General features: G+C 40.4%; 8 protein-coding genes. 2 read left to right on the top strand and 6 right to left on the bottom strand.

The genetic code is table 11. The features are described from left to right. Positions 1–4: 4 nt before the first annotated feature. From mglB to J7E81_RS20440, 5 genes are all read right to left on the bottom strand, one after another. Positions 5–1,069: a galactose/glucose ABC transporter substrate-binding protein MglB gene (gene mglB / locus J7E81_RS20460; protein WP_215045296.1), complete on the bottom strand. Its 1,065-nt coding sequence runs from the start codon at positions 1,067–1,069 to the stop codon at positions 5–7. A 249-nt stretch (positions 1,070–1,318) separates the two neighbouring features. After that, positions 1,319–2,905, bottom strand: a complete 1,587-nt coding sequence (locus J7E81_RS20455; RefSeq protein WP_215045295.1) for a response regulator transcription factor — start codon at positions 2,903–2,905, stop codon at positions 1,319–1,321. Then, entirely contained in the window at positions 2,880–4,364 is a 1,485-nt protein-coding gene (locus J7E81_RS20450) for a sensor histidine kinase (RefSeq protein ID WP_308162245.1), read from the bottom strand. The genes J7E81_RS20455 and J7E81_RS20450 overlap by 26 nt, the downstream gene beginning before the upstream one ends. Further along, a complete protein-coding gene (locus J7E81_RS20445; protein WP_215045294.1) occupies positions 4,361–5,362 on the bottom strand; it encodes a sugar-binding protein in 1,002 nt (333 codons plus the stop codon). Before J7E81_RS20445 ends, J7E81_RS20450 begins: the two co-directional genes overlap by 4 nt. A 176-nt stretch (positions 5,363–5,538) precedes the next feature. Further along, entirely contained in the window at positions 5,539–7,935 is a 2,397-nt protein-coding gene (locus J7E81_RS20440; protein WP_251028768.1) for a beta-glucosidase, read from the bottom strand. 408 nt (positions 7,936–8,343) lie between these two features. Between J7E81_RS20440 and J7E81_RS20435 the strand changes: the two genes are divergently transcribed. Together J7E81_RS20435 and J7E81_RS20430 are read left to right on the top strand one after the other, a co-directional pair. Then, a complete protein-coding gene (locus J7E81_RS20435) occupies positions 8,344–10,698 on the top strand; it encodes a glycoside hydrolase family 3 C-terminal domain-containing protein (RefSeq protein ID WP_215045293.1) in 2,355 nt (784 codons plus the stop codon). A gap of 46 nt (positions 10,699–10,744) precedes the next feature. After that, the gene (locus J7E81_RS20430; protein WP_215045292.1) at positions 10,745–12,073 is read left to right on the top strand and encodes a prolyl oligopeptidase family serine peptidase; all 1,329 of its coding nucleotides are present in this window, start codon (positions 10,745–10,747) and stop codon (positions 12,071–12,073) included. 88 nt (positions 12,074–12,161) lie between these two features. On the opposite strand, the gene J7E81_RS20425 is transcribed toward J7E81_RS20430, so the two are convergent. Beyond that, positions 12,162–13,154 carry a LacI family DNA-binding transcriptional regulator gene (locus J7E81_RS20425; protein ID WP_215045291.1) on the bottom strand — a complete coding sequence of 331 codons (993 nt, stop codon included), beginning with the start codon at positions 13,152–13,154 and terminating at the stop codon, positions 12,162–12,164. Between the last annotated feature and the right edge of the window lie 2 nt (positions 13,155–13,156).

Here is a 13,156-nt window from a genome sequence, read left to right as displayed (position 1 = left end):
TTACTTATTTGTAAGCATCCCTACCGACTTCGATATTGTCCTTCGTGATTTCAACGTAAGGAACACGAACGGCTTTCTTGTCATCAAGCTTCCACTCAGTTCCATCTAAAACATCTTTTCCTTTTGCTGCATTAGCTGCAAGGTCAATAGTTGCTTTTCCTTGGTTCTTCGCGTCATTCAAGACTGTACCAACCATTTTGCCTTTTTCGATCATTTCAAGTGCTTCCGGAATCGCGTCAACCCCTACAACTGGAACAAACTTATCTCCTGTGAAATAGCCTGCTTTTTCAAGTGAAGAAATTGCACCTAATGCCATACCATCGTTGTTGGCAATTACAAATTCAATCTTATCGTTGTACTTAGAAACCCATGCATCCATCTTTTCAGTTGCTTTTGTTGCATCCCACATCGCTGTATCCATTGCTAATTGTTCTACTTGGATCCCTTTAGACTTTACGGTATCAACTACATATTTTGTACGCGCTTCTGCATCTGGGTGTCCTGGCTCCCCTTTTAGTAACACATATTGAAGTTTGCCATCGTGGTTTTTATCCCACTTATCTTTGTTAGCTTCCCAAGCCTTCGCGATTAACTCACCCTGCAGAACGCCTGATTCTGAAGAAGTAGTTCCTACATAGTAAGCTTTATCATAGCCGCTTAATACGCTTTCATCCGGCTCTTTATTGAAGAAGATAACAGGAATATTTTTAGCTTTCGCTTTGTCTACAATGGTTTGTGCTGCTTTTGGATCTACTAGATTGATCGCCAGTGATTTTGCACCTTTAGCGATTAACGTATCCACTTGCTCGATTTGCTTTGCTTGGTCATTTTGTGAGTCGTTCAGCATTAAATTCACATTTCCTTTTGCTGACGTTTCCATCGCGCGACGTACGTATGACATGAAGTTATCATCGAACTTATAGATGGTTGCCCCTACAGCTGGAAGGTCATTGCTCTTCTTTCCAGAATCTCCAGAGCCGCTTGTCGAACTACTGCTGCAACCTGTTGCTAATAGAATACTAGATGCAACTGTTAATGATAGAATCAAACCTTTTTTCTTCACTCTCATCAATCTCCCTTTTTCTTTTTATAAAGACCCTATTAAGCTGTTTTCTTGGAGCTTAATTCAGTCTTAATGTATGCCCTTGCAAATATCGTATCATGGTGACAGCGGTTACAATAGGTACTACCTATAGCACTAATTTGTGATTTCCTAGATTATTTTGCAATCTTTGAAACAATTATGTAATAAAACAACTTTATTTTGTAAAAAAACAAGGACCAATTTCACATGAAATTGGCCCTAAAAAATATCTTCCTAATTCACCGTTACCTTTCGAAACTCACTTGGCGATAATCCTGTCAGCTTCTTAAATACCCTGCTGAAGTAGTTTGGATCCCGGTAGCCGACTGAATAACAGATTTCTTTCATGCTCTTTCCGGGGTCCAGCATTTCCGCTTTAGCTTTCTTGATCCTAATCTCCGTCAAATAATCAATGAAGGTCATTCCAAATCGATCTTTAAAAAGCTTGCTAAAATAAAACGGACTTAATTCGACGTATTCAGCGACAGATTCTAGTGTAATGGAATCCGCATAGTGTGTCTCTATAAAATCCTTTGCTTTTTGCAGCATTCCCTTTGCGTGATTATTCCGCCACACCTGGACATGCTGGACAACTGCAAGTAAGTGCGACTTGCCCGTTTCCAAAATCATTCGGATATCCTCGGATTCATCCATGTTGGGAATCCGTTCATAGTTAATCCCTAAATCATGCAGCATACGGGAAATAAGAATAAACAGCTCATCAAACGATTTTTTAACAAAAGATGCTGTTACCGTATTGGTGCTAATCTTTGCGACAAAGGAATCAAAGGTTAACATCACCTGGTTGACATCCCCTTGTCTAACACTATCAAGCAGCTTTTTCTCTACCTCAATCACCTCTGAGTCAGTGGGAACTTCAAAAGCCTGTCCCTGCTTGTTAGAGAATAAATATTTACGGTTCGGCATTTTTAAAAGCTCGTCGAGTGCCAAGACCGCTTCGTGGTAAGACCGATTGAGCTCATGTGCATGATTATAGGGGTGACCAATGCCAATTTTCATTTCTGACCCAAGGCGTTCTTGTTTGAATAAGCGATAAAGGGTGTCGATGACGGTTTCGGCATTAGTCCTAAAATGACTTTTCTCTGCTGACTTTTTGCACAAGAATAAAACGGGAACTTGGCAGTCCATCATCGCTCCCACCATAATTTCATGTTTGACGACATTCGATTGGAGTGAATCCTTTAGCCAGTTGTACCATTTTTCTTTTTCCGGCAGGGACAATTCCGTTTGAGAGGATGATTTCAATGAAAATAACATCATATATCCGGATGTAATTTCTACACCAAGGAGCTGACTCCATTCATCAAATGATATATCCTGCACCTGGTTCATTAGTAAGGAGGTAACCCATTCTTTTTGAGCAATCGACACGGCCCTGTCCAGATTTGCTCTCAGGCTTTGCTGTTCTTCCTTTTGCTTTAGTTCTGACTGGATTTCCTCTGCGACCCGCTGCATGCTTTCAAGAAGGTCCTTTTTACTGCTTGGCTTGAGAATGTATTCCTTTACCCCTTGCTGCATGACCTCCTTTGCATATTCAAACGTATTAAATGCTGAAACCATGATAAAACGAATACCCTGATCGAACTTTTTAATTTCCTTCACCGCTTGAACGCCATCAATCCCAGGCATTTTTATATCCATAAAGATGATGTCAGGCCGATGTTCTTGGGCCATTTCAATCGCAATTCTTCCGTTCTGTGCTTCCCCAATCACCATGACATCCGCTTTAGAGCTTTGAATGATTTTTGCTACTGCTTTTCGTTCGAGTACCTCATCATCTGCTATAAGAATTTTCAACAAGTTCGGTTCCTCCTTTGGCTGCGACAGGAATCGTCAGTCGGAAAATGGTTCCATTGTTTAGTTCTGATTCTATTTCAACAATATCTTTTCTATGGTAAAAAAGCTGCAGCCTTCTAATCACATTTTTGACTGCAATCCCATTGGATTGACCTTTTGGCTTAGCCTTTTCAGCGGTTTCCTCTAATTCGAAATGATGGACGTAATTAGTTAGTTTCTTTTTCGTCCGCTCGTCCATTCCTACTCCGTTATCGATGACTTCTACATTTATACGGTCATTCAGCCGATAAATATGGAGCTCGATCACACCATTTTCTTCATATTCTTCAACGCCATGAATGAAGGCGTTCTCAATTAACGGCTGGAGAACCAAACTCGGGATTTCCATATCCAAATATTCCTCTTGAATATCCGTAATAAATTGAATTCGATCACCGAATCTTGTTTTTTGAATAAAGAAATACTCTTTCACAATACTTACTTCATCTCTTAAGGTTGAGACCTTATCGAAATCACTTAAATTGTAGCGTAATAATGCGGCAACTGCTTCGATCAACCTTGACGTCTCCTCCGCTTCTTCAAGGTAGGCCATCTTTGAAACAGTATTGAGGGTATTAAATAAAAAGTGCGGATTGATTTGGTTTTGCAGACTTCTTAACTCTAATTCTTTTAACAGCTTATCGAGTTCACCTTGTTGTTTAATCTCAGTAACCAGTACTTTTAAATTCGTACGCATTTGATTAAATGTTTCTGTTAAAAGCTTGAGCTCATCCTTTGTGGTTATTTTAATATCATCACCGGATAAATTGCCTGTTGCTATCTCTTTTGCAGCACTTGATAGCATACTAATCGGCCTTGTAATCCCGCCGGAAATCCATAATGCCAATAAAGTGCTAAGGAAAAAGGCCGCCGCGAATAAGGACATCGACAGGAGCTTATAAAAATGATTTTGCTGCTCCATTTGATCATAGAATTTTTGATAATCAGTTAATTTATTATTCAATAAAGCCAGTGTACTTTCCTGAAGAAACGAGTTAATTTTCAAAACTTCGTTAAAGTGGTTTGAATATTGATTAATTTGATCCTGCTCAAATGTGCCGATGGTAGCATCTCCCTCATCTAGGAAGCTGTCAATCATATTTTTATAATTTGTAAGGGTCACATCATTGCTGTTCATCACTTTAATCAGTCTCTTCTGGTCCTTAATTAACTTCAACTTTTCGCTTCGATAGTCATGAAGATATGTTTTTTCCTTATCTAAGATATATCCATGCAGCTTTTCTGTAAGGAGATTACTTCTCTGTGAGATATCATTCAGTAAAAGAAAACGTTCAAAGCTTTCATCGTACTCAGAAACAAGTTTTTCACTTCTGTCATAAAAGAACATTCCGACTGAGGTCAGTAAAACGACTAGGACAATAAAATAGAGTAATAGTTTAGAACGGATCCGAAATAGCATCATTGGTCAACCGCCCTTCGGAACTGATTACTCACAGGCAGATCCGCTTTTCTTAAAATCCGAGTATCAGTATGGACGACTGGCGGAACCTTTTTTCCTTGAATAAGATCAATCATCATTTTAACGGCTCCATACCCCATTTGATATGGTTCCTGAACAACGGTTGCATGGATGGTGCCCTCACGAATAAACTCCATTGTTTCTGGGAGCGTGTCAAAGCCAATAATATAGATCTGCTTTTGTTTATGATATTTTTTGACCACATGGGCTATTTCAATTCCATCAAGGGCGCTTGTACCAAAAAAGGCTGTAACCTCCGGATGATCCTGTAAGATTTGATTGGCCTTTTCTGCTGCCTTTACCCTGCTAATCTCGGATTCTTCCACCGCAATGATGTTAATTCTTGGTTCCGGTTTAACGGCATCTTCAAACCCCTTGACCCGCTGCTGCATATGATTCGCGTAAAAGCTGCCAGTAATGATGGCGACATTTACCTTCCCAAATGTATCCGCTATCAAAGCTTTCCCTGCCAAATAACCCGCATAATAATTATCGGTTCCAATATAGGCCATTCTTCTACTGTTAGCAGCATCGGTATCAACGGTTACAACAGGAATCCCGCTGGCTACGACCCGGTCGATCAGCGGTGTAAATTGCTCATCACTCAATCCTTGAGTCATGATTCCATCTACTTTGGAGGCAGCTGACATTTCAATCGTCTTCACATGATCATCAATGTTTGCCTGCTTTGGACCAGCATATTCCAGAAGCACTCCATATTTATTGGCCGCATCCTCTGCGCCTTTTTCGACAAGCTTCCAATATTCATTGTCTAGCTCTTCTGGAACTAGCACAAAATGATAGTTATACTTTTCTACTGTTTTCTGTTCCTTAGGTAAATCATGCGTGATTACCTTGTAGCCATAATAGAATGAAAATGAGCAACTAATTAAGAAAAACAAACTTCCAACAGAATACGCGATGATGGATAATCTGCTCATATCCCAACTCCGATCCCTCAGCATAGATAAATCTATTATACGTAACTTTCCAAATGTCGACAATCTCATTTAAAATGCAGCATGTGTCAGAATTATACCGTTTAATAATTCTGTGTAAAACTATAAAAAACCAGCCTTCAGAGACTAAATGATGGCTGGTTTTGATCATTTTTTCTTTATTTAGTAAGTCTCTCAAATTCAACTTTCGGTGCCAATGCTTCGTTAACTTTTTCAACGACCATATCATGTTCTACTGTAAATGTAGCAGACTCTTTAATATCTTCTGAGGACGCCCCAACTTTTACGGTATATGTGCCCTTTTCAAGAACCCATGCATTTTCCTCTTCATCGTAGGAGGCAAGGTCTTTGGCATTAAGCTCGAATTGAAGAAGCTCACGCTGATGAGGTTTAAGATCCTTTGTTTTACCAAAGGCTTTTAATTCAACTGCAGGTTTCTCAAGTTTTCCATCTGGTGCGGAAACATACACTTGGACAACCTCTCTTCCAGAGAGGTTACCCGTATTCTCAACCATAGCAGATACCTTAAGCTTGTCTTTAAATTTCTTGCCCTCGTTAATATTTAAATGATTAATATCAAAGCTAGTATATGACAATCCATAACCGAATTCATAAGCAGGCTTTACATTAAACGTGGTATTGTAGCGGTAGCCAACATAAATGTCTTCGTTATAGACCACCTGTTTTGGGTTATCAGCAGGTGTACCTGGAAAGCTATTCGCCGATGCCACATCACTGTATTTTACTGGGAAGGTAGTTGCTAGTTTCCCAGAGGGATTGACTTTACCGGAAATAACATCCGCAACAGCATAACCTGCTTCTTGACCTGGCTGCCATGCTAATAGGATTGAGTCGACTTTATCCCGCCAACTTGCCACTTCGATGGGCCCGCCAATATTCAAAATAACTGCCACCTTTTTTCCTTGCTTATGGTACTCTGCTGATACCTTCGAAATCATTTCTTGTTCTGCATCGCTTAACAAATAATCCCCTTTTACAACTTTACGGTCCGCACCTTCTCCAGAATTACGGCCAATTACAATGATTCCGATATCCGATTCTTTGGAAGAAGAAGCAACTTCGCTATCTGCCAAAGGCTTTTCAGGAATTGCTGGGACTAACTTGCCAAAATCTTCACCCCATGGACTTTGTTTAATTTTATACTGATCCTGCGAGCGTAATGTATCAATATATGTCTTATATTCTTGAAGTAGACGTTGATTTATTTGGTATCCACCAGTCTTTAGTCCTTCAACAATAGAAGTAGTGTAAGCCGCATTGACATCGCCGCTTCCTGTACCTCCTTTAACTGTTTCGATTTGTGTATTGCCAAATATAGCAATCTTATGGTCCTTGCTGATAGGAAGCGGCATCTTGTCGTTCTTTAAGAGAACCATCCCTTCTGCCGCTGCATTTCGAGCTGTTTGAGCATGAGCCGTCAAATCTGGCTTGTCTGTGTTTTGATACTTTTTAAACTCAGGGGTTTGGATGACGATCTGGAGAATGTTTTTAATATTACGGTCAAGGACCGATTCATCCAAATCCCCACCTTCAACAGCTGCCTTAATTAATTCGGATTGATACGACATACCTGGCATAATCATGTCATTGCCAGCTTTCATTTGTTCTACCGGATTATCCCCGCCAAACCAGTCTGTCATTACAAAGCCTGTGTAGCCCCAGTCCTTACGTAAAATAGTTGTAAGCAAGTCCGCATTTTGGGATGTGTAGGTTCCATTAAGTTTGTTATAGGAACTCATGACCGACCAAGGGTGGGATTCTTTTACAGCAATTTCGAAGCCTTTAAGATAAATTTCTCTTAAAGCACGTTCTGAAACTATCGTATCAATACTATTCCTGTTAGTTTCCTGGTTATTGGCAGCAAAGTGCTTGATTGTTGCTCCAACACCATTGGATTGTACCCCATTTACCATCGCCGCAGCCATTTTCCCTGCAATTAAAGGGTCTTCTGAATAGTATTCGAAGTTTCGTCCGTTTAATGGATTACGGTGGATATTAAGTGCCGGTGCTAGTAAAAGGTCAACACCGTATTCTTTCACTTCATTTCCCTGAGCTTGTCCTACTGCTTCTGCTGTTGCAGGATCCCAAGTTGAGGCTAGAGCCGTTGCAATCGGGAAAGCGGTTGCATAATAAGTTTGGGTTTGACCTGGTCTTGTCGGTCTGATCCTAAGACCTGCCGGCCCGTCAGCTAAACGCAGTTCAGGGATACCTAAGCGAGGAATTCCAAATGTACCGCCTACGGCTCCAGTTACTTCAAATGGAGGTGTCCCCCCGAATCCAGGCATTCCTACACCTACAACGAATTTAGCCTTTTCCTCGAGGCTCATCGCTTGAATAACACTGTCAATAGAAGCAGCATCGGTTAAGAATGGTGCTGTTGTTTGTACAATAGAAGTTTGGTTTTGTTGTACGGTTGATGAATCTGGACTCTGAGCGGACGCAATGTCAAAGGTGATTCCTGAGAGAATTAACGATGATGTAAGAGTGATGGCTAGTAGATTTGATTTTTTCTTTTTCTTGAGCTTTTTTAACATAATTGAATAACCCCCTTATTTCATTTGGTTAGAATATCGCACTTAAAAGCGCTTCCAAAATCAGTTTAACTGAATTAAATATTCAGAGTTTTAGTAATATTCTGGATTATATTGCGAAAATCTTCACTATTTTGTTTTTTGATAGATAGACAATAGAAAAACAAAAAGTACTAAAATCCATCCAATTTTTTAGCGGTTACTACTCCTGTTACTAAAGTCATGTCGGATATTGTCTAAGGAATATGAATAAATACCCTTGTCTTCTCTATCTCTATTTGAATTTTCAGATAATAACAAATTAATCTAGCAAATCGCAAGTTAATGCTACTTCTTGTAATTATCGAATTACAACTAACATGCTAACCTTTTTAATGTAAGGGTTTTCAAATAAAAAAGGGGTTGTTACGTGTGAAGGGTTATTACAAAGTTCTAAGTACATCCATGTTTAGTCTTATGCTATTATCATCAGGTTATACAAGTGCGTTTGCTGAGGAACAGCCGGCAGGACAGGTAAATACTACAGCTGTTTCATCAGATAACAGTAATGTTCAAACTGGGCCAACCGAGGGACAAACGCCCATTTTAGTTGACCAAGCTTCCATTCCAGCCGTTATTAGAGCTATGACACTGGATGAAAAAATTGATTTAATTGGCGGAGCAGGAGCTTCCATTTCAGGGGCTGCAGGAGGTACTTTTGCCATTCCACGGCTTGGCATTCCGAAGCTCAACTTTGCAGACGGCCCAGCTGGACTTCGCTTTGGATCGACTGCAAATAAATCTACAACAGGTTTCCCTATTCCAACAGCCCTCTCTTCAAGCTTCAATAAAGACCTCATGTATAATGTGGCGGCAGCTATGGGAAAAGAAACTCTTGATTATGGTGTGGATGTGATTTTAGGACCTGCCTTGAATATACATAGGGATCCTCGCGGCGGACGGAACTTCGAATATTACTCTGAGGATCCACTTCTAAGCGGTGAAATGGCAGCTCAGTTTACTAAAGGGGTTCAGGATCAAGGCGTTGGTGTCAGCATGAAGCATTTTGCCGCCAATAATCAGGAAACCAACAGACAGTCAGTTAATGAAATTATTTCTGAACGCGCCTTAAGAGAAATATACCTATCAGGTTTCGAACGGGTGGTTAAAGAAGCTCAACCATGGACTGTAATGAGTTCCTATAACTCTATTAATGGACCTTTCTCTGCCCATAATTCCTGGCTCTTAAATGATGTATTAAGAAGTGACTGGGGCTTTAATGGCATGGTCATGACAGACTGGGGCGGATCTAAAAATAATGGTATTGCTATGATGAATGGTGGAAATGACTTGTCCATGCCAAGTTTAAATGCTGTGGGTAAGGCGGCAGTAAAAGCAGCGATTTTAGACGGTTCATTATCAGAGGAAAAACTTGATACCGCCATCGAAAATATTCTTGCCTTAGTGGTTAAATCCCCTACTTTCAATAAGTTAAGTACCGTTGATAATTCGAAACTAAGCGTTAGTCCCGATCTAGCCGCTTCTGATGCACAGATCTCACGAGAAGCTGCTCCAGAAGGAATGGTCTTATTGAAAAATGAAAATAAAACGCTTCCATTTAATGATAAAGTGAAAAAGGTTGGTATAGTAGGTAACTCCTATTCCATGCCTAGCTGCGGCTTTGGAACTCCTTTATCTGCCTGTACAACTGATAATGCCGCTACAAAAATGTTCCTAATGGGTACCGGCAGTGCCTATGTTACTCCAACACATTCCGTACAGCTTCCAGATGGGCTAACTAACGCAGGATATACACCTGTTACTACTAATGCTAGTGGTGCTGAAATTAATGAAAATCTTACCGCTGAGGATGCAGCCTATATGGCTCAGAATTCAGATATTGGCGTGGTGGTGATTGCTCGAGGTTCTGGCGAGGGGGCAGATGGAAATGCTACAACCTTTGAACCAACTGCAAAAGAATTAGAACTAATAAAAAAGGTATCTACTGCTTTCCATGCAGTAAATAAAAAGGTAGTAGTAGTCTTAAATGTTGGTGCTCCATTTAACACGGTAACTTGGAGAAATGACGTAGACTCCATCTTATTATCCTGGCAGCCAGGAATGGAAGCTGGAAACTCCCTTACAGATGTTCTTTCTGGAAAAGCCTATCCATCTGGTAAACTTCCTGAGACATTCCCAATTCGTTTGGAGGATGCTCCAAGCTATGCGAACTTCCCAAGCTCTGATGGCAATCCCAACTTAGTAAAATATACAGAAGATATTTATGTTGGTTACCGTTACTATTCTACCTTTAATGTTAAGCCTGCTTACGAGTTTGGCTACGGTCTCTCCTATACCACTTTTGATTATGGTGACTTTAGATTAAACAAAGACAACTTATCTAATAAAATCAAAGTCTCGTTTAAGGTTACTAACACTGGTTCATTTGCAGGGAAGGAGGCTCCGCAAGTTTATGTAAGTGCGCCTGATGGAAAATTAGAAAAACCAGCCATTGAGCTCAAAGCCTTCGGAAAAACCCGTGAGCTAAAGCCTGGTCAAAAAGAGACATTCAACTTCTTTATCGATCCAAAGGACATTGCTTCTTTTGATGAATCTACCTCCTCTTGGATTGTTGAAAAAGGAACCTATAAATTCAAGATCGGAGCTTCTTCTTCCGATATCAGGGGGACAATGGATTTTAAAGTGGACAAAGATATCATTGCCGAAATAGACAATGACAATGGGCCTGATGTGCAATTAGCAACACTATCAAAATACAATCGGTAGAGAATTTTTGAAAATCCCTAAAATAACATGCTGGAGGTAAAGGCAAATGCTTAAAAAAGTGAAAAAAAGAGCCATGTTGGCCTCGATGGCGGCAGTGATGACATTATCATTTAATACGAACGTTTTCGCGAAACAAATCAATACACAGCCAACATCTTACCAAACGGTTACAGAGATTGAAGATTGGGGCGCAGCAACAACGAAAGTCATTGTTAATGTTGGGAAACCGATCCCAAAAGACTCTATCACAGCAGATACCTTTAAAGTCCATGTTGCGAGAAGCGATAAACGGTTAAAAACACCGTTTCTTGAGGAAGGCGACCGGACAATCACTAAAGTATATGTAGCAGATAAAGATGGTAACCCTGTGGTCCAAACAGGAAAATATGTAGTCTTAGAAATGAAAATCGGTCCTGATGTATCTCTTGGTTCACCTCTTAACTATGATTGGGCAACTACTGGATTTAATGATTGGATTGATATGAAATATACCATCACACAGCAAAAAGATATTGAAACAAGTGCAGGAACGATTTCAGGATTAGTTATTGATCAATTCGCAGGGGAGACAAGAGAACTAGTAGATGATTTTTCAACAGGAAAGGGAACCTATGACAATGTTAGTTTAACTTATGCGGACTATTCCCCAGCCACTGACAATCATAAGAATCCATTAATTATCTGGCTGCATGGAGCTGGTGAAGGAGGTACAGACCCTACGATTCCAATCTCCGCCAATAAAGCAGCCAACTTTGCTTCAAAGGATATACAATCCTTCTTTGATGGTGCCTACGTTCTGGCCCCTCAAACTCCAACTTTTTGGATGGACGGTTTTACCGGTAGGGGAGATGGAACCTCCAAATATGAGAATGCTTTAATGTCTTTAATTAAGGATTATGTGGCTAATCACAAAGACGTTGATACCAGCAGAATCTACATCGGCGGTGACTCGAACGGCGGGTATATGACCATGCTCATGGCTCGAGACTATACCAACTATTTTGCCGCTGCATTTCCAACTTGTGAAGCATTAAAGGATACGTTAATAACAGATACACAAATTAATAAATTGAAAGACCTTCCAATCTGGTTCATTGCCGCTAAAACAGACCCAGTGGTGATCACATCTCAATATGTTGAACCTACGTATCAACGCTTAGTCGATGCAGGTGCTAAAAATGTCCATTTATCATTATTTGATAGGGTACTAGATACCTCCGGTTTATATACCAAAGCGGATGGTACCCCCTACGAATACAATGGACACTGGTCTTGGATTTATGTATACAATAATGCACCAACAGACATGATCAACGGAAAAACAACCACCATCATGGAATGGCTGGCAAACCAAAGCAACGTAAACACCAAGTAAACAGTTCAAATGGTGACAGGCACCATTAAAAGACAAATAGGGGGAATTGTCCATCTTGGATGGACAGTTCCCCCTATTTCATTCTTCGTTAGAAGCTGCTGTTGCGAATGATGAGTTTGGTAGCGATAAGAATTTTTTTGGCAGTCTTTCTGCCTTCAATCCGTTCTAGCAGCGTATCGACCGCTGTCTCACCCATCAGCTCCGTATAAACTTTGACCGTACTCAAAGTCGGAAAAACATATTTTGAAATGCTGATGTCATTAACCCCAATAAGGTTAACCCGTTCCGGTACAGCAATGCCTTCCTCGAGCAGCGCCCTTAAGGCACCAACTGCTATCGAGTCATTCCCCGCGAAGAAGGCAGTCGGTAAGTTGTCACCATGCTCCTGAATAGCCTGTTTCATCAAAGCATGGCCATCTTCCGCTGAAAATTTGCCATTATACATCACGCTCTTATCAAAAATCCCTTTTTCCATTAAAAAACGTTTAAAGGTTTCTTCTCTTGCATCTTCAATCGTGGAAGTCTTGTCTTTAAATTCCTCTTTGCCGCCGATATAGCCAATTTGTGTATGGCCCTTTTCGATAAAGTAATCAAGCACCTTCTTCGTTGCCTTCTCAAAGTCGATGACAATTGAATCATACTGTTCTTCATCCGGTGAGGTATCCACAAACACAATATTCTTAGTAATCGACCGCAATTCTTTCACTTGCTTACGGCTAAACTTACCAATGGCGATCAGCCCTTGAAGTCCATCATCTTCTTTTAAGTCTTCATAGTTATCCTGAAAATACTTTACAAGCTGGAGACCATGATGACGACAGCGATTTTCAACGCCCAACCGTATCGACATATAATAAAGATCTTCAAGTTCTTCCTTTTCGGTATACCACTGAAGGACAGCAATTTTACCGGAGTCCTGTTTCCGAGCCGATTTCTTCTTATAAGAGAGTTCCTCAGCTGCCTCAAAAATTTTCTTTTTTGTTTCATCGCTGACAGAAAGTGTTGTATCATAATTCAGCACACGCGAAACCGTTGCGATCGAAACACCCGCTAACTGGGCAATATCTTTTATCGTAGCCATAA

Source organism: Bacillus sp. ISL-18 (genome assembly GCF_018613415.1).
GTDB lineage: Bacteria > Bacillota > Bacilli > Bacillales > Cytobacillaceae > Neobacillus.
Note: the sequence above shows the minus strand (reverse complement) of the source record. Positions and strands in the feature narration are given on the sequence as shown.

Excerpts from the sequence above, each read along its gene's own strand:
- mglB (WP_215045296.1), bottom strand. The coding sequence starts at position 1,069 with ATGAGAGTGAAGAAAAAAGGTTTGATTCTATCATTAACAGTTGCATCT.
- J7E81_RS20450 (WP_308162245.1), bottom strand. The coding sequence starts at position 4,364 with ATGATGCTATTTCGGATCCGTTCTAAACTATTACTCTATTTTATTGTC.
- J7E81_RS20445 (WP_215045294.1), bottom strand. The coding sequence starts at position 5,362 with ATGAGCAGATTATCCATCATCGCGTATTCTGTTGGAAGTTTGTTTTTC.
- J7E81_RS20440 (WP_251028768.1), bottom strand. The coding sequence starts at position 7,935 with ATGTTAAAAAAGCTCAAGAAAAAGAAAAAATCAAATCTACTAGCCATC.
- J7E81_RS20430 (WP_215045292.1), top strand. The coding sequence starts at position 10,745 with ATGCTTAAAAAAGTGAAAAAAAGAGCCATGTTGGCCTCGATGGCGGCA.
- J7E81_RS20425 (WP_215045291.1), bottom strand. The coding sequence starts at position 13,154 with ATGGCTACGATAAAAGATATTGCCCAGTTAGCGGGTGTTTCGATCGCA.